Genomic DNA, 17,192 nt, shown 5'->3' with positions numbered 1-17,192 from the left:
GCCGCCATCGCCGCCAAGCCGGGCGTTTACAAGGTCAGGGTCAGACGTTTTACCAGCGCGCCGGGCAGCAGGTTGGACGAGGTATTACGCTCGCCATAGGTGCTGGCCGACAGCAACAACTCGCGCTCGGCAGTCAGCGCTTCCAACTGTGAGCCCAGCAGTTGGTAGACGCTATCGTCAAAACGCATGGTGCTGACCGGCGCCTTGATCTCACCGTCTTGCACCCAGAACGTGGCGAAGCGGGTCATGCCCGTCAGGCGCGCCGCCGGTTGGTCGGAGTAGTTCAGGTACCACAGGTTGCTGATGTACAGGCCGGTGCCCAGTTGCTTGAGGATATCGGCCTGGGCCAGGCTGCCGGCGGCCATCTGCAAAGCGCTGGGGGACTCATCGGCGCTAGCGCCGTTGGTGCTCAAATCGTATTCGGCGGCGCTGCGCGAGTTGACCAGTTGCCCTTGCGCCTGGCCATTGGCGACCAAGGTCACGTCGCTGCGAGGGTAACCGTCACGGGAGAACGCCGGGCTCAGGGAGGCCGTGATCTGTTCGCTCATGTCCACCAGCGGGCTCAGGGCCTGGTCGCCGGCATACAGGCGCTGCAACGGGCTGCCCTTGCTGGCGATAGCCTGTGCAGAAAAACCACCCCAGGCGAGCATGCCGATGATTTCTTCCATGGCCGCCGGTGCCAGGTACGCGCGGTATTGACCGGGCGCCAGGGTGTGCAAGGGCCGGCCAAGGAACTCCAGTTGTTCGCGGGCTTGCTGCAAGCGCTGGGCAAAGGCCGCGCTGTCCCAGGCATCGCCGGCGTAGCTGGCCTTGACCGCCTCGCCATTGGCATGGAACAGGCTGAAGTCAAAGTTGAAACTATTGGCCTGATGCCAGCCAAAAGCCCCCGACGAGCTGGCGAACCCACGGCTGATCGGCCCGGCGGCATAAATGCCGACCAGGTCGAAACCTTGGGCGCCCTGGCTGATTTCGCCCAGGACCTGATCGAGGTCCGGCAGCGCCTGGGCCTGCTCGCTGCTGTTTTGCCAGGCCGTGTGATTGAGCAGCAGGTAAGGATCCTTGGGCAGCAAGGGCAAGGTTTCGCGCAGTTGCTGCAGGCTCTCGGCCAGGCGCTGGCGGTCCACCTCGGGGTCTCCGGCCAGGGTGATACCGAGGTCGGCGTGCCGGCCATCGTTGATCAGCTTGAGGTTGACACTGGCCTGCTGTACCTGGCCGGCCTGGCGCACCTTGGCGTGGTTGAAACGCACGAATTCGGACGACTCCGCCGCGTAGTCCAGATGAAACTGTTCCCCTTCGGTGATGGCCTGCTTGAGCCACTCCACCAGGTCCTTGAAAGCCTTCATCAGGCGTCTCCCCCAAACACATCCACATCACTGAAGACACACGCCGGCGATGCATGGCCGACGCGGATCACCTGGTTCGGCTCGCCCTTGCCACAGTTGGGCGTGCCCAGCACCTTGAAGGTACTCGCATCGCCCACGGCGCTGAGCTTGCGCCAGAACTGCGCGGAAATCGCCCGGTAGTTGGGGTTCTTCACCACGCCCTTGAGTTCGCCATTCTCGATCAACTGGCCCCATTCGCAGCCGAACTGGAACTTGTTGCGCGCATCATCGATGGACCAGGAACGGTTGGTCGACATCAGGATGCCGTGCTCGATGCCACCGATCAGTTGCCCCAGGCTCTGGTCGCCGGCCTCGATATTGAGGTTGGCCATGCGGTCGATGGGCGCGCGGTTCCAACTGCTGGCGCGGCTGTTGGCCACGCCGCCCATGCCCGAGCGGTATTGCGACAGCGCCCCGCCCAGGGGCTTGAGCAGTAGGCCGTTACGGATCAGGAACTGCTTGTTGGCGGGCGTGCCGTCATCGTCATGGGCGTAGCTGGCCAGTTGCTCGGGAATGTCGGGGTCAAAGGTCACGTTCAGCAGGTTGGAGCCGTATTGCAGGTGCCCGAAGTCGCTGGCCTTGACGAAGCTGGTGCCGGCGTAATTGCGCTCGTCGCCGAGGATGCGGTCCAGCTCCAGCGGGTGGCCGATGGACTCGTGGATCTGCAGGATCATCTGGTCGGGCATCAACAGCAGGTCGCGCGGGCCTTGGGGTGTGTTGGGGGCCAGCAGCAGTTGCAGGGCCTCGTCGGCAATTCGGGGTGCAGCACCTATCAGGCCGAAGCGGCTGATCACATCAAAGCCACCTTGCTGGCCAAAGTTGCTGCCACCCAGGGTGCGGGTCTGGCTGTCGTTGCCGTCGTAGGCGGTCACGTTGACGCCGGGGAACACAAAGCGCTGGGCCTGGCGCAACTCGGCGCCGGCGCTGTTGAGGTAAATCTGCTCTACGCGGGTGGTGCCCAGGCTGACCTCCCAGTTCACCAGGCGCTCGTCCTTGGGCACGGCGGCCGATTCGGCACCGAGCAGTTGGTAGCAGTCGCTCAGGGACGGGAAGGGTTGCTCGAGTTCTGGCGACAGATAGTCGGCGACGTCGCTGGACACCGGCTGGTCGCGCAGGTCGAGCAGGGCGTGGGGCCTGATCCGCCGGGCTTGCTGCTCGGCACGCTCGAGGGCGGCTTGCAGGCCGGCCAGGGAAATATCGTTGGTGGCCGCGTAGGCTTCGACCCCGTCGAGGCGCACGGTGAGCATGGCGCCTTCGTCGCGGCTCAGGTGTGGCGGTTCGGCGACGTTCTTGCGCACCGACAGGTACTGGCCGGACTCGCGCACGTAGCGCAGGGAAAAGAACTCGGCGCGGGTACGCAGGGCGGCGAAATGTTGTTTGAGTTGCGGGTGTTTGTCGAACATGGGGCCTTCCTTGTGGGCGGTGATGGCTTTGAGGGCCCCATCGCAGGCAAGCCAGCTCCCACCTTTTGAATGTGTTCACAAATCAAAATGTGGGAGCTGGCTTGCCTGCGATGCTTTTGCCTTGGCTTTAGACCGGGCAACCCTTGGCGCGCAAAATCGCGTCAAAGCGATCAGGGTCCAGGGTGCCGGCTTCGATGGCGGCCAGTGTGGCTTTCTCGCGGGCCAGCAGGTCATGGCAGCGCACCAGCAATTCCGGCAGTTCGCTGCGCGAGGCGGCGACCACGCCGTCGCCGTCGCCGATCATCAGGTCGCCAGGTGCTACCAGCATGCCGGCGCAGGAGATCGGTACGTTGATCTCGCCGCCGCCGTCAGTGCTCGGGCCACGATGCACGCCGCCGATGGCGTAGGCTGGCAGTTCGCCGGTCTGCCATTCGTCGAGGTCGCGCAGGGCGCCGTTGATCACCACCCCGACAATACCGGCCTTCAGGGCCATGGCGCGCATGATGCCGCCGAACACCGCACGGGTCAGGTCGGCGCTGCCGTCGATCACCAGCACATCGCCCGGGCGGGCCATTTGCATGGCTTTGAGAATCATCAGGTTGTCACCGGGGCGCACTCGCACGGTCAGCGCGCTGCCGAGCATCGGTGCATTGCCGTGGAAGGCCTTCAGGCCCAGGCCACCGACGTTACGGCCCAGGCAGTCGCTGACGGCCGCGGCCGGAATCTTGCTGAATTCCTTCAGCCATTTCGGGTCCAGCGGTTCAACGTTTGGATTGATCAGGAAGCCGGTAGGCCATTTGCTCGAAGAAACGACATCAAACATGAGAAAGCCTCGTGGCCAGGCAGAAGCCGGCGTGTCGGTAGGAAGGTGAAACGTTTGCGCGAGGGACTAGATTAGGCCGGCGCGGGGGGTGGGATCAAGGGCGGGGCAGTGTAGGAAGAGTCTGGGAAGATGTGTGTTGGCTGGGCGGGCCTCATCGGGAGCAAGCCCCCTCCCACATTTTGATGGGTGAATACATTCAAATGTGGGAGCTGGCTTGCCTGCGATAGGAGCGCCGCGGTGTAACGCTTACCGCGCGGTCGGACCCACTTCACGCAACGGCTTGCCACGCACTGGCGCATCGCCGGCCACGTAGTAGTCCGCGGTGCTGCGCGGCAACTGGCGGCCACGCATCTTGTCGGCGATTTTCTCGGCGATCATGATGGTTGGCGCGTTCAGGTTGCCGGTGGTGATGATCGGCATGATCGATGCATCGACCACCCGCAGGCCCTGCATGCCATGCACGCGGCCTTCGCCATCGACCACGGCCATTTCGTCGGTGCCCATCTTGCACGAGCAGGAGGGGTGGAACGCGGTTTCGGCGTGTTCGCGGATGAACTTGTCCAGTTGCTCGTCGGTTTGCACGTCGATGCCCGGGCTGATCTCGCGGCCACGGTACGCGTCCAGTGCCGGCTGCTGCATGATTTCACGGGTCAGGCGGATGCCATCGCGAAACTCCTGCCAGTCCTGCTCGGTGGCCATGTAGTTGAAGAGGATGCTCGGGTAGTCCCGTGGGTTCTTCGACTTCACTTGCACGCGGCCACGGCTCGGCGAACGCATGGAGCCCATGTGCGCCTGGAAACCGTGCTCTTTCACACCGTTGCTGCCGTTGTAGTTAATCGCGACCGGCAGGAAGTGGTACTGGATGTTCGGCCACTCGAATTCTTCACGGGTACGGATAAAACCGCCCGCCTCGAACTGGTTGCTGGCGCCGATGCCGGTGCCGTTGAACAGCCATTCGGCGCCAATGGCCGGTTGGTTGTACCAGAGCAGCGACGGGTACAGCGAGACCGGCTGGGTGCAGGCGTATTGCAGGTACAGCTCCAGGTGGTCCTGCAGGTTTTCACCGACGCCCGGCAGGTCGTGGACCACCGGGATGTCGAGGCTTTCCAGGAGTTTGGCCGGGCCTACACCGGAGCGTTGCAGCAATTGCGGCGAAGCGATGGCGCCGCTGCACACCAGCACTTCCTTGCGCGCGCGGGCTTCAACACGTTCTTCGGCGGCGCCGATCAGGTAACGCACGCCGACCGCACGCTTGCCTTCGAACAACACTTTGTCGGTCAGGGCATGGGTGACGATGGTCAGGGTCGAACGTTTCTTGGCGGTGTCCAGGTAGCCACGGGCGGTACTGGCGCGACGGCCTTTGGGCGTCACGGTACGGTCCATCGGGCCGAAGCCTTCTTGCTGGTAGCCGTTCAAGTCCTCGGTACGCGGGTAACCGGCCTGCACGCCGGCTTCAACCATGGCGTGGAACAGCGGGTTATTCCCGGCTTTAGGCGTGGTCACGCTGACCGGACCTTCGCCACCGTGGTAGTCGTTAGGGCCGATGTCGCGGGTTTCGGCCTTGCGGAAATACGGCAGGCAGTCGAGGTAGCTCCAGTCTTCCAGGCCTGGCAGCTTCGACCAGTTGTCGTAGTCCATGGCGTTGCCACGGATGTAGCACATGCCGTTGATCAGCGACGAGCCACCCAGGCCCTTGCCGCGCCCACATTCCATGCGGCGGCCGTCCATGTGTGGCTCTGGATCGGTTTCATAGGCCCAGTTGTAGCGGCGGCCTTGCAGCGGGAACGCCAGGGCGGCGGGCATCTGGGTACGGAAATCGAAACGGTAGTCCGGGCCGCCGGCTTCCAGCAGCAGGACGGTGACGCCTTCGTCTTCGGTCAGACGGGTCGCCAGGGTGTTACCGGCGGAACCGGCACCCACAATGATGTAGTCGTATTCTTGGGACATAAATGCACCCTCTTTGGAGATGGTCAGGTCAGGCGAGGGCGTTGCCCTCGATCGCCGGCAAGCCGGCTCCTACAGGTCGTGCGCAATTCTTGTAGGAGCCCGCTTGCGGGCGATTGGCGGTAGCCGGGTTAGAACACCGAGGCGTAGTCGCCCAGCTCAACCTGTACCGATTTGATGCGGGTGAAGTTGTTCAGCGAGCTGATGCCGTTCTCACGGCCAACACCCGACTGCTTGTAGCCGCCCACCGGCATCTTGGCGTCGGACTCGCCCCAGGCGTTGATCCAGCAGATACCGGCTTCCAACTGATGAATCACGCGGTGAGCGCGGTTCAGATCGCGGGTCACCAGGCCAGCGGCCAGGCCGAAGTCGGTGTCGTTGGCACGACGGATCACTTCTTCTTCGGTCTCGTAGGTGAGGATGCTCATTACCGGGCCAAAGATTTCTTCACGCACGATGGTCATGTCGTCGGTGCAGTCAGTGAACACGGTCGGTGCCACGAACGCGCCCTTGGCGAAGTCGCCGTCGGTCAGGCGGTCGCCGCCGCACAGCAGGCGTGCGCCTTCTTCCTTGCCCTTGGCGATGTAGCCCAGCACGCTTTCCATGTGGGCGAAGCTGACCAGTGGGCCGAAGTTGGTGTTTTCGTCTTCTGGGTTGCCAACGCGGATGCGCGCAACACGCTCCACGATCTTGGCTTCAAAGGCAGCTTGCAGGTGCTTTGGAATAAACACGCGGGTGCCGTTGGTGCAGACCTGGCCGGAGCTGTAGAAGTTGGCCATCATCGCGGTGTCGGCGGCGCGATCCAGGTCGGCGTCGTCGAAGATGATCAGCGGGGATTTGCCGCCCAGTTCCATGGTCACGTCTTTGAGCGAGGAACTCGAAGCGCTGGCCATGACCTTCTTGCCGGTGTCGGTGCCGCCGGTGAAGGAGATTTTTTCGATGCGTGGGTGCTCGGTCAGCCAGGTGCCGACTTCACGACCGCTGCCGGTCAGGACGTTGAACACGCCATCCGGAACGCCGGCTTCGGTGTAGATCTCGGCCAGTTTCAGGGTGGTCAGCGACGTCACTTCGCTTGGCTTGAAGATCATTGCGTTGCCGGCCGCCAGGGCTGGGGCAGACTTCCACAGGGCGATCTGGATCGGGTAGTTCCACGCGCCGATACCGGCGACCACGCCCAGCGGCTCGCGGCGGGTGTAGACGAACGAAGTGGTACGCAGCGGGATCTGCTCGCCTTCGATGGCGGGCACCAGGCCGGCGTAGTATTCCAGCACGTCGGCACCGGTGACGATGTCGACGTACTTGGTTTCAGAGAAGGATTTACCGGTGTCCAGGGTTTCCAGGGCGGCCAGTTCATCGTTGCGCTCACGCAGGATTTCCACGGCGCGACGCAGGATGCGCGAACGCTCCATGGCGGTCATCGCGGCCCAGATTTTCTGGCCCTTTTCGGCGCTGACCACCGCACGCTCAACGTCTTCGAACGTAGCGCGCTGCACGTTGGCGAGAACTTCACCGTTAGCCGGGTTGATGGCTTCGAAGGTGGCATCGCTGCCAGCGTCGCTGTAGCCGCCGTCAATGTAGAGTTTTTGCAGTTCGAAACGGGCCATAAAGTCCTCGCAAGTGCATAAGTGGTTGGCGTTAACCACTGAAGGGGCATAGCCCGCTCAGCAGCCGTTCAGGGGTTGAGCGTTTATGTGGGCTCTAACTCACCTGCTTGGCCAATTGGAAATCCATGTATTCGTAAGCGATCCGTTGCGCCTGCTCCGTGTCGAAAGCGTCTCCCGACAGGGCGCCGCGCAACCACAAGCCGTCGATCAGGGCCGCCAGGCCTCGGGCTGCGCTGCGTGCATCTTCCAGCGGCAGCACACGGCGGAACTGGCAGCACAGGTTGGAATACAGGCGGTGATCGTTGATCCGCTGCAACCTGTGCAAAGACGGGTGGTGCATGCTGGTGGCCCAGAAGGCCAGCCAGGTTTTCATTGCCGGGCCGTTGACCTGGCTGGCGTCGAAGTTGCCGCCAATAATCACTTGAAGGTGCGCCCGGGGGCTGTCTTCCTTCAATGCCTGCCGGCGTTCGTGGACGTTCTCGATCAGCACATTCATCAGGTACCGCATGGTTGCGGCGATCAGGCCATTCTTGTCCTGAAAGTAGTGACTGATGATGCCGTTCGAGACGCCGGCCAGACGGGCGATCAGCGCAATGCTGGCATCTCCCATCCCAACCTGATCGATGGCCGTCAATGTGGCTTCGATCAACTGCTGGCGGCGTATGGGTTGCATACCGACCTTGGGCATGTAGCACCTCTCCTTAGGCCTGCCGACGGGCGTAAACGTTCGTCGGCTTGAAGGCCAGTCTATTTTGTTTTGATTGAACGTTCAATCAACAAAGAATAAGATCTGCGACAAATGGTCGCTGCCTACAGGTATTTCCTACATGTCGGCAGGCACATCTGACATCCGTAAAAACCCTTGAAACCGCCCATGACCCTGGGTCGCTGGGGTTCGGGGATTTTCGGGATGTCTTTATAACACCCGTCCGTCGACTGCCGAAAAATCGATGGCGCGGGTCACGCGCTGCCTTGTGTCCTCTCTCGCACTGCCCGGAGCCTCTGTGCCATGAGTTCTGCCTCTCTTATAAAGACCCCACCGGAAAAGGTGCGGGTCAACGGTTGGGTGTTCTACACCTCCACCGCGCTGATCCTGTTGTTGACCGCCGTTCTGATCATCGCCCCGCAAGAGGCCGGCAGAATGCTGGGAGTCGCCCAGACCTGGCTCTCGAAGAGCTTTGGCTGGTACTACATGGTGGTTATCGCCGCCTACCTGGTATTTGTGGTGGGCCTGGCGTTTTCGTCCTACGGCAAATTGAAGCTGGGCAGCAAGGCCGATACCCCGGACTTCAGCTACGGCGCCTGGGCCGGCATGTTGTTCTCCTCGGGCATCGGCATCTCGTTGCTGTACTTCGGCGCGTCCGAGCCGTTGGATCACTACTTCAACCCGCCCGAAGGCGCCGCCGCCACCCATATGGCCGCGCGCCAGGCGTTGCAGCTGACCTTCCTGCACTGGGGCCTGCATGGCTGGGCGATCTATGCGCTGGTCGGCCTGGCCGTGGCGTACTTTGCTTACCGCCATAACCAGCCGCTGGCCCTGCGTTCGGCGCTGTACCCGTTGATGGGCGAGCGCTGGGTCAAGGGTGCGGCCGGTCATGCGGTGGATGGCTTCGGCATGTTCGTGACCCTGCTGGGCCTGGTGACGAACCTGGGGATTGGTTCGATGCAAGTGTCGTCCGGGCTGGAAAACCTGTTCGGCATGGAGCACAGCAACACCAACCTGCTGATCGTGATCATCGTGATGAGCACCGTGGCGACCATCGCCGCCGTGTCGGGCGTGGAGAATGGCATTCGCCGCCTGTCCAACCTGAACATCGTGCTGTTCAGCGGCCTGCTGATTTTCGTGCTGCTGTTTGGCCCGACCCTGCACCTGCTCAACGGCTTTGTGCAGAACCTGGGCGACTACATGAACGGCCTGGTGCTCAAAACCTTCGACCTCTACGTGTACGAAGGCGATGGCGAGAAGTCCGAGCGCTGGATGGGCCTGTGGACCCTGTTCTACTGGGCCTGGTGGATTTCCTGGGCACCGTTCGTCGGCATGTTCATCGCGCGTATTTCCCGTGGCCGTACCGTGCGTGAACTGGTGGCTGGCGTATTGCTGATCCCGCTGGGCTTTACCCTGGCGTGGCTGTCGATCTTCGGCAACTCGGCGTTGGACCTGGTGCTCAACCACGGTGCGGTGGAGCTGGGCAAGACCGCGCTGGAGCAGCCATCCATGGCGATCTACCAGTTGCTGGAATACTACCCGGCGTCGAAAGTGGTGATCGGCGTGTCGATCTTTGTCGGCTTTGTGCTGTTCCTGACGCCGGCGGATTCTGGCGCGGTGATGATGGCCAACCTGTCGTGCAAAGGTGGCAATGTGGATGAGGATGCGCCGCATTGGCTGCGGATCTTCTGGTCGGCGGTGATCACCCTGGTGACCATCGGCTTGTTGTTTGCCGGCAACTTTGAAGCCATGCAGACCATGGTGGTACTGGCGGGCCTGCCGTTCTCGGTGGTGCTGATCTTCTTTATGTTCGGTTTGCACAAGGCCATGCGCCAGGATGTGGCCATCGAACAGGAGCAGGCGCAATTGGCCGAACGCGGCCGTCGCGGTTTCAGCGAGCGCCTCACCGCCCAGGACCTGCAACCGAGCCAGGCGGTGGTGCAACGCTTTATGGACAAGAAAGTCACCCCGGCGCTGGAAGAAGCGGCCGTGGCATTGCGCGCCCAAGGGCTGGATGTGCAGACGCTGCTGGGTAAGTCCAAGCGCTGCATTGGCGTGCGGATCGAGATGGAAGGCAACCCGTTTGTCTACGAGGTGAGCCTGGACGGCTACCTGGCGGCGCCCAGTGAGTCGATCGAGGCCGACGAGGAACGTGCGCGCTACTACCGCGCCGAGGTCTACCTGCACAACGGCGGCCAGGAATACGACCTGATGGGCTTCACCCAGGAGCAGATCACCCGGGATGTGCTCGATCAGTTTGAAAGCCATCGGCAGCTCCTTGGCCGTGTCTATAGCTGATAAAAGCCGGCGGTGTCGTCACTGACACCGCCTGTTCAAACTTGGCAATGCGCTCAAATGTAGGAGCTGGCTTGCCAGCGATAGCGGTAGTGAATCCAACACCGCTATCGCTGGCAAGCCAGCTCCTACAATGACCCAGTTTCTTCAGTTGGGTCTTTAGCCCAGGTTCTTGCCCAGCAGGGCGTGGTACAGCTCGCTATCCCCCAGAATCCCTACCACCTTGTTGTTGTCGTGCAGCACCAGCTTGTTGCCGGTCTGGTAGCGAATCTGCAACGCATCGCGCATGCCGATATTCGAATCCACCAAGGTCGGCAACCGCCCCAGGCCTTCCACGGCTTGCCCTGGCGCCCAGTTCTGCAGGTTCATTGCCACGCCATTTTGCCGCGCGCCCTGGATGGTGTTGCCTTCGGCCAGGTCCAGCCACGAATCGCCGCCTGGGTCCAGGCACACCGAGCCGTTGACCCGCTTGCAGTTGTCCAGGGTGCGCATCAGGCTGCGGCCGCACAACACGTTCAGCGGGTTGGTATGGGCGACGAAGGTGCGCACATAGTCATCCGCCGGGTTCAGCACAATCTCTTCCGGCACGCTGTACTGGATGATCTTGCCGTCTTTCATGATCGCGATCCGGCTACCGAGCTTGAGCGCCTCATCCAGGTCGTGGCTGACGAACACGATGGTCTTGCTCAGCTTGCGTTGCAGCTCCAGCAACTCATCCTGCAGGCCTTGGCGGATCAGGGGGTCGAGGGCCGAGAAGGGTTCGTCCATCAGCAGGATATCGGCGTCCATCGCCAGTGCGCGAGCCAGGCCGACGCGCTGTTGCATGCCGCCCGAGAGTTCGTCGGGCTTCTTGTTGCGCCATTGGGTCAGGCCCACCAGCTCAAGTTTTTCGTCCACCAGCTTGCGCCGCTCTTTCTCGGGGCGGCCCTGCATCTCCAGGCCAAAGCTGATGTTTTCGCGCACCGTGAGCCAGGGCATCAGGGCGAACTTCTGGAACACCATGGCGATGCGCTTGGTGCGCATCATTTTCAGCTCTGCCGGGGTGCATGAGGCGATGTCGATCTGGCGCCCTTCATGCTCGACAAACAACTGGCCACGGCTCACGGTGTTAAGGCCGTTGATACAGCGCAACAGGCTGGATTTGCCGGAGCCGGACAGGCCCATCAACACGCAGATCTCGCCTTTCTCGATATCCAGGCTGGCCTTTTCCACGCCGACGATCTGCCCGGTCTTTTTCAGGATTTCGTTGCGGTGCATCCCCTCGTCCAGCAGCTTGAGGGCTTCGCGTGGGTCTTTGGAGAAGATCACGTCGACATTGTCGAATCGGATAATGCTCATGCATCACCCCCTACTTTGGCGTCGGGTTGTTTGCAGATGCGGTCGAGCATGATGGCCAGCAGCACAATCGCCAGGCCGGCTTCAAAGCCCAGGGCAATGTCGGCGGTGTTCAGCGCGTTGACCACGGGTTTGCCGAGGCCGTCGGCGCCCACCAGGGCCGCGATCACCACCATCGACAACGACAGCATGATGCATTGGGTAATGCCGGCAGCAATGCTCGGCATGGCGTGGGGCAGTTCGATGCGCGAGAGCAACTGGCGGCGCGAGCAGCCAAAGGCCTTGCCGGCGTCCATCAACTCTTGCGGCACATCGCGGATGCCCAGGTAGGTCAGGCGGATCGGCGCGGCAATCGCGAACACCACCGTGGAGATCAGGCCAGGCACCACGCCCAGCCCGAAGAGGGTCAGGGTCGGGATGAGGTAGACGAAGGTTGGCACGGTCTGCATCAAATCGAGCACCGGCCGCATCATCGTGTAGAACATCGGCTTGTGCGCGGCAACAATGCCCAGCGGCACGCCGATCACCACGCAGACCAGGGTGGCGAACAGCACCTGCGCCAGGGTCTCCATGGTTTCCTGCCAGTACCCCAGGTTGAGGATCAGCAGGAAGGAGGCGATGACAAATACGGTCAGGCCCCACTTACGTTGAATGTAGTGAGCAAGCAGCGCAATCAGACCGATCAATGCCAGCGGATTGAACCAGGTCAGCGCAAACGTCACGCCGTGGATCATCGTTTCCAGTGTCGATGCGATCGCGTCGAAATAATCGGCGCCGTTCTGCGTCAACCATTCGACGAAGGCAGCGATGTACTGGCCTAGTGGGATTTTCTGTTCAGTCAGCATGGTAGTGAATGTCCACATGCGAAGAGGGAAAACATCCTGGGCCGGCACGCCGGCCCAGGGTCAGCGGTTACTTGTCGAGGTAGGCTTTCACGGCGGCAAGTCCTGGTTTGCCATCAAGGGTGGTGACCCCGGCGAGCCAGGTGTCGAGTACTTGCGGGTTCTTCTTCAGCCAGGCCTTGGCGGCTACGTCGGGTTTCATCTTGTCGTCGAGGACGTTGCCCATCAGGGTGCTTTCCATGTCCAGGGTGAACGACAGGTTTTTCAGCAGTTGGCCAACGTTGCTGCACTCCTGCACGTAGCCCTTGCGGGTGTTGGTGTAGATGGTGGCCTGACCGTAGTTGGGGCCGAATGAATCGTCACCTCCAGTCAGGTACTTGAGTTTGAAGCGGGTGTTCATCGGGTGCGGTTCCCAGGCGAGGAACACAATGGCCTGGCCGCGCTTGGTGGCACGGTCCACTTGCGAGAGCATCCCCGCTTCGCTGGACTCCACCACCTTGAAGCCTGCGTCCTTCAAGCCGAACTGATTCTTGTCGATCACGCTCTGGATCGTACGGTTGCCGTCGTTGCCCGGTTCGATGCCGTAGATCTTGCCGCCCAGTTCGTCCTTGAATTTGACGATGTCGGCGAAGTCCTTCAGGCCCTTGTCGTACAGCGCTTGCGGCACGGCCAGGGTGTATTTGGCGTTTTCCAGGTTGGCGCGCACGGTTTCCACGGTGCCGGCATCACGGTACTGCTTGATGTCGTTTTCCATGGTCGGCATCCAGTTGCCGAGGAAGATATCCATGTTCTTGCCGTCGGCCAGGGACTTGTAGGTCACGGGTACGGAAATCATCGTGGTGCGGGGCTTGTAGCCCAGGCCCTTGAGGACTTCGCTGGTGGTGGCGGTGGTGACGGTGATATCGGTCCAGCCGACATCGGAGAAGTTGACGGTGCTGCACTGCTCAGGATCAGCAGCGAGGGCCGCAAGGGGAAGACTCAGCATGGCGGCCAACAACAACGGGGGGGAACCTTTCATGGGTTTGGACTCCTGGTGTTTTTCCGGCGGTGCTTGACCGCGCTTATAAGTGTTGCAGTTGGGGCGTGCGAGCGATGTGCAGCCTCGGTGCCTTGCAAACGAGTCGAGACTGATCATGTACCAGTGAAAATCTGACGCCTACAGGGTGGGTCGTATCCAGTACAGGGATGGTCGTATCCAGTGTCGGTGACGTCGCTTACAGATTTTTCCATAGGCAAAACTGCACTTTTTCTCGATCTGCGCCGCAAAAAACGGCGATTACGCCCCATTGCACGGGGAAGACGCTGGTGAGCATGGGTATGTCGGTGTGAGACGCCGGACGGCGCAGTGAAAGCTTGATGATGCCGCCATCTGGGCGACTTGAGCGTAGCAGCTCCGCCACCAGGCGTTATTGCGCCTGGCCTGTGCTATCGAGGAGTTTCGCGCAATGGCTATCAGCGTTTTCGACCTGTTCAAGATCGGCATTGGGCCGTCCAGTTCCCACACCGTCGGCCCCATGCGCGCCGCGGCGTTATTCGTCCAGGGCTTGCGGGAACGTGCGCTTGTGGATCAGGTGCGGCGTGTCGAAGTGCAGCTGTATGGCTCTTTATCGGCCACAGGCATCGGCCACGGCAGCGACAACGCGGTGATCATGGGGCTGATGGGCGAGTGGCCAGACGCGATTGATCCATCGCAGATCGGCCTGCGTATCGAGGCCCTGCGCCAAACGCAGACGTTGCTGCTGGACAACCGCTTCCCGGTGCCGTTTGTGTGGTCGCGGGACATGCGCCTGATCGACGAAAACCTGCCATTCCATCCCAACGCCATGACCCTGGTGGTCTACGGCGCCCAGACCGAGTTGCATCGCGATACCTACTATTCGGTGGGCGGCGGCTTTGTGGTGGATGAAGCCCAGGCGCGCAGCGGCGTGGCAGATATGGACCGCACCGAACTGCCCTATGATTTCTCCAGCGCGGTGGAGTTGTTGCAGTTGTGCAAGACCCACAACCTGCGCGTCGCCGAACTGATGTTGGCCAATGAAAAGGTCTGGCGTTCCGAGGAAGAAATCCGCAGCGGCCTGATGAAACTCTGGCGTGCCATGCAGGACTGCGTCGAGCAGGGCCTCAAGCACGAAGGCATCCTGCCCGGCGGCTTGAATGTGCGCCGCCGCGCCGCCAAGTTGCACCGCAGCCTGCAGGAGTTGGGCAAGCCGAATGTGATCGGCTCGACCTTGAGCGCCATGGAGTGGGTCAACCTGTTCGCCCTGGCCGTCAACGAAGAAAACGCTGCCGGTGGGCGCATGGTCACGGCCCCGACCAACGGGGCGGCGGGGATCATTCCGGCGGTGCTGCACTACTTCATGAAGTTCAGCGAGCAAGTCACCGAGGCCAATGTGGTGGACTACTTTCTCGGTGCGGCGGCCATCGGCATTCTGTGCAAAAAGAATGCGTCGATCTCTGGCGCCGAAGTCGGTTGCCAGGGCGAAGTCGGCTCGGCCTGCGCCATGGCGGCGGCGGGGCTGGCCGAGATTCTCGGCGCCTCGCCGGAGCAGGTGTGCAACGCCGCCGAAATCGGCCTGGAGCACAACCTCGGCCTGACCTGCGACCCGGTGGGCGGCCTGGTGCAAGTGCCGTGCATCGAGCGCAATGCGATTGCAGCGGTCAAGGCAATCAATGCCGCGCAGATGGCGTTGCGTGGCGACGGCCAGCACTTTATCTCCCTGGACCGGGTGATCCGCACCATGCGCGATACCGGGGCGGATATGCATGACAAGTACAAGGAGACCTCGCGGGGTGGGTTGGCGGTGAGTGCTGTCGAGTGTTAAGCGAACCCAATGCTCAAAGCAGTGAAGATCAAATGTGGGAGCGGGCTTGCCCGCTCCCACAGGGGATCTGCGCTTAACTGACTGGTATTGGGGCTTGCTCGCGATGACGGAGTGTCAAACCCCACTGCTCATAAAGTGAACACTTCACCCCCAACACGCCACCTTTTAGCGCGTCGCAAACAGATAAGTAGCCCCCAAACGATTTCCCTCCCGACCACCCGTCACCTGTGCGTGTGGTGACACACTTTTCCTACGCCCTGAAAGCGCCTTCCCACAAGTGCTACCGATCTGCTCACAGACCGTGAGCGTAGGCTTTTTCCGACTCATATCCTCACGCCGGGCGCGGGCTTATATAGACACCTCAATAGGTCGTTTTCAGGAGTTATTGAATACCTATTCAACTTTAGGCATGGCATTTGCTCTATCAATTCAAAGCCTCTCTCCTGACGGACGAAGAGTGCAATAACAAGAGCCTCGCCTGAGGCCATCACCTGCTTTGTGTGAGGAGATACCGCGATGACGTCGTTCAACTCCGGGGCTCAACCCCAGAACCGTGCGCCTCAATCCATCGGCTTTTTGCTGCTGGACAATTTCACGCTGATTTCCCTGGCGTCCGCAGTGGAGCCACTGCGCATGGCCAACCAATTGTCCGGTCGCGAGCTGTATCGCTGGACCACCTTGAGCGTCGACGGCAACCAGGTATGGGCCAGCGATGGCCTGCAAATCACCCCCGATTGCTCCATGCACAAAGCCCCGGCCCTGGACACCGTGATTGTCTGCGGCGGCGTGGGTATCCAGCGCACCGTGACCCGCGAACATGTGTCGTGGCTGCAAAGCCAGGCGCGCCAGTCCCGCCGCCTCGGCGCGGTGTGCACCGGCAGTTGGGCCCTGGCCTGCGCCGGCTTGCTCGACGGGTTTGATTGCAGCGTGCACTGGGAATGCCTGGCGTCGATGCAGGAAGCTTTCCCACGGGTGTCGATGAGCACGCGCCTGTTCACCCTCGACCGCAATCGCTTCACCAGTTCGGGCGGCACCGCGCCGCTGGACATGATGCTGCACCTGATCAGCCGCGACCACGGCCGTGAACTGTCGGCGGCGATTTCCGAGATGTTTGTGTACGAACGTATCCGCAATGAACAGGATCACCAGCGTGTGCCGCTCAAGCACATGCTCGGCACCAACCAGCCGAAGCTGCAGGAAATCGTCGCGCTGATGGAAGCCAACCTGGAGGAGCCGATCGACCTCGATGAACTGGCCGTCTACGTCGCCGTCTCGCGGCGCCAGCTGGAGCGCCTGTTCCAGAAATACCTGCACTGCTCGCCGTCGCGCTACTACCTCAAGCTGCGCCTGATCCGTGCCCGGCAGTTGCTCAAGCAAACGCCGATGTCGATCATTGAAGTGGCCTCGGTGTGCGGGTTTGTGTCCACGCCGCATTTCTCCAAGTGCTACCGCGAGTATTTCGGCATTCCGCCACGGGATGAACGCGTCGGTTCCAACACCACCCAGCAAGTGGCGATGATGCCGATTCCGCAGGCGTTGGTGTTGTCACCGTTGGCGGGGCCGATGTCGGCGTTGAGCCAGGCGCGCAATGAGTCGACGTTTGCCAGTGTAAGGCTGTAGACCGAGGCGCCTGCATCGCAGGCAAGCCAGCTCCCACATTTGGAGTGCATTCCCCTGTGGGAGCGGGCTTGCCCGCGATAGCGGTGTATCAGGCCCCGGAACTCTTCCTGAATGCCACCAAAGCAGGCAACAACTGCTTATCAATCGCCTGGCGCACCGCCGGCAGAATCGTCGCGCTGCCGGTATACATCTGTTCGACCATGCCCTTGAGTGCCTTGGCCCGCGCTTCACTCAAGCCGCGTACCGCACATTCACAGGCCTGCTCGGCAGTGGCGCCGCTGGACACCTCGAAACCCAGGGAGCGCAGCTGGCTCAGCAGGTCATCCTGATCAATCAAATCCGCGTGCATCATGATGTTCATCCTGGTTAGGGGAGACTTCGATCAGGTTCGATTCTGGTGGGCCGTCAGCGGGTCG

13 protein-coding genes are annotated in these 17,192 nt (G+C 61.6%); 3 read left to right on the top strand and 10 right to left on the bottom strand.

The annotated features are described in order from the left end of the window. Positions 1–26: 26 nt before the first annotated feature. The 6 genes from HBO05_RS18015 to betI form a co-directional block, all read right to left on the bottom strand. Positions 27–1,343 carry a TldD/PmbA family protein gene (locus HBO05_RS18015; RefSeq protein WP_172313608.1) on the bottom strand — a complete coding sequence of 439 codons (1,317 nt, stop codon included), beginning with the start codon at positions 1,341–1,343 and terminating at the stop codon, positions 27–29. Continuing rightward, positions 1,343–2,785, bottom strand: a complete 1,443-nt coding sequence (locus HBO05_RS18010) for a TldD/PmbA family protein (protein WP_172313606.1) — start codon at positions 2,783–2,785, stop codon at positions 1,343–1,345. The genes HBO05_RS18015 and HBO05_RS18010 overlap by 1 nt, the downstream gene beginning before the upstream one ends. A 127-nt stretch (positions 2,786–2,912) precedes the next feature. Beyond that, complete coding sequence (locus tag HBO05_RS18005; RefSeq protein WP_029297314.1) at positions 2,913–3,608, bottom strand: RraA family protein; 696 nt, start codon at positions 3,606–3,608, stop codon at positions 2,913–2,915. Positions 3,609–3,854: 246 nt separating this feature from the next. Beyond that, a complete protein-coding gene (betA, locus tag HBO05_RS18000) occupies positions 3,855–5,555 on the bottom strand; it encodes a choline dehydrogenase (protein WP_172313604.1) in 1,701 nt (566 codons plus the stop codon). Positions 5,556–5,683: 128 nt separating this feature from the next. Beyond that, entirely contained in the window at positions 5,684–7,156 is a 1,473-nt protein-coding gene (betB, locus tag HBO05_RS17995; protein ID WP_169953665.1) for a betaine-aldehyde dehydrogenase, read from the bottom strand. A 94-nt stretch (positions 7,157–7,250) separates the two neighbouring features. Beyond that, a complete protein-coding gene (gene betI, locus HBO05_RS17990) occupies positions 7,251–7,844 on the bottom strand; it encodes a transcriptional regulator BetI (protein WP_032858683.1) in 594 nt (197 codons plus the stop codon). A 378-nt stretch (positions 7,845–8,222) separates the two neighbouring features. On the opposite strand from betI, the gene HBO05_RS17985 reads away from it, so the two are divergent. Next, the gene (locus HBO05_RS17985) at positions 8,223–10,160 is read left to right on the top strand and encodes a BCCT family transporter (RefSeq protein WP_346266490.1); all 1,938 of its coding nucleotides are present in this window, start codon (positions 8,223–8,225) and stop codon (positions 10,158–10,160) included. A gap of 156 nt (positions 10,161–10,316) precedes the next feature. On the opposite strand, the gene choV is transcribed toward HBO05_RS17985, so the two are convergent. The 3 genes from choV to HBO05_RS17970 all read right to left on the bottom strand — a co-directional run bounded on the left by choV (position 10,317) and on the right by HBO05_RS17970 (position 13,352). After that, a complete protein-coding gene (gene choV, locus HBO05_RS17980; protein ID WP_029300678.1) occupies positions 10,317–11,495 on the bottom strand; it encodes a choline ABC transporter ATP-binding protein in 1,179 nt (392 codons plus the stop codon). Next, positions 11,492–12,337, bottom strand: coding sequence for a choline ABC transporter permease subunit (gene choW / locus HBO05_RS17975; protein WP_032858679.1), 846 nt, complete (start codon positions 12,335–12,337; stop codon positions 11,492–11,494). The genes choV and choW overlap by 4 nt, the downstream gene beginning before the upstream one ends. 67 nt (positions 12,338–12,404) lie before the next feature. After that, positions 12,405–13,352, bottom strand: a complete 948-nt coding sequence (locus HBO05_RS17970; RefSeq protein WP_169953669.1) for a choline ABC transporter substrate-binding protein — start codon at positions 13,350–13,352, stop codon at positions 12,405–12,407. Positions 13,353–13,779: 427 nt separating this feature from the next. On the opposite strand from HBO05_RS17970, the gene HBO05_RS17965 reads away from it, so the two are divergent. Together HBO05_RS17965 and HBO05_RS17960 are read left to right on the top strand one after the other, a co-directional pair. Next, the gene (locus HBO05_RS17965; RefSeq protein ID WP_172313602.1) at positions 13,780–15,156 is read left to right on the top strand and encodes an L-serine ammonia-lyase; all 1,377 of its coding nucleotides are present in this window, start codon (positions 13,780–13,782) and stop codon (positions 15,154–15,156) included. A gap of 516 nt (positions 15,157–15,672) precedes the next feature. Then, positions 15,673–16,776 carry a GlxA family transcriptional regulator gene (locus HBO05_RS17960; protein WP_029300670.1) on the top strand — a complete coding sequence of 368 codons (1,104 nt, stop codon included), beginning with the start codon at positions 15,673–15,675 and terminating at the stop codon, positions 16,774–16,776. Positions 16,777–16,864: 88 nt separating this feature from the next. Here the strand turns inward: HBO05_RS17960 and HBO05_RS17955 are convergent, their stop codons facing one another. Then, the gene (locus tag HBO05_RS17955; protein WP_170042183.1) at positions 16,865–17,128 is read right to left on the bottom strand and encodes a hypothetical protein; all 264 of its coding nucleotides are present in this window, start codon (positions 17,126–17,128) and stop codon (positions 16,865–16,867) included. Positions 17,129–17,192 lie beyond the last annotated feature (64 nt).

Origin of the sequence: Pseudomonas sp. WS 5079 (assembly GCF_012985465.1) — a bacterium.
Lineage (GTDB): Bacteria > Pseudomonadota > Gammaproteobacteria > Pseudomonadales > Pseudomonadaceae > Aquipseudomonas.
This window is presented reverse-complemented; position numbering and strand designations above follow the sequence as displayed.

Coding starts and splice junctions, on each gene's coding strand:
- HBO05_RS18015 (WP_172313608.1), bottom strand. CDS start 1,343: ATGAAGGCTTTCAAGGACCTGGTGGAGTGGCTCAAGCAGGCCATCACC.
- HBO05_RS18010 (WP_172313606.1), bottom strand. CDS start 2,785: ATGTTCGACAAACACCCGCAACTCAAACAACATTTCGCCGCCCTGCGT.
- HBO05_RS18005 (WP_029297314.1), bottom strand. CDS start 3,608: ATGTTTGATGTCGTTTCTTCGAGCAAATGGCCTACCGGCTTCCTGATC.
- betA (WP_172313604.1), bottom strand. CDS start 5,555: ATGTCCCAAGAATACGACTACATCATTGTGGGTGCCGGTTCCGCCGGT.
- betB (WP_169953665.1), bottom strand. CDS start 7,156: ATGGCCCGTTTCGAACTGCAAAAACTCTACATTGACGGCGGCTACAGC.
- betI (WP_032858683.1), bottom strand. CDS start 7,844: ATGCCCAAGGTCGGTATGCAACCCATACGCCGCCAGCAGTTGATCGAA.
- choV (WP_029300678.1), bottom strand. CDS start 11,495: ATGAGCATTATCCGATTCGACAATGTCGACGTGATCTTCTCCAAAGAC.
- choW (WP_032858679.1), bottom strand. CDS start 12,337: ATGCTGACTGAACAGAAAATCCCACTAGGCCAGTACATCGCTGCCTTC.
- HBO05_RS17970 (WP_169953669.1), bottom strand. CDS start 13,352: ATGAAAGGTTCCCCCCCGTTGTTGTTGGCCGCCATGCTGAGTCTTCCC.
- HBO05_RS17965 (WP_172313602.1), top strand. CDS start 13,780: ATGGCTATCAGCGTTTTCGACCTGTTCAAGATCGGCATTGGGCCGTCC.
- HBO05_RS17960 (WP_029300670.1), top strand. CDS start 15,673: ATGACGTCGTTCAACTCCGGGGCTCAACCCCAGAACCGTGCGCCTCAA.
- HBO05_RS17955 (WP_170042183.1), bottom strand. CDS start 17,128: ATGATGCACGCGGATTTGATTGATCAGGATGACCTGCTGAGCCAGCTG.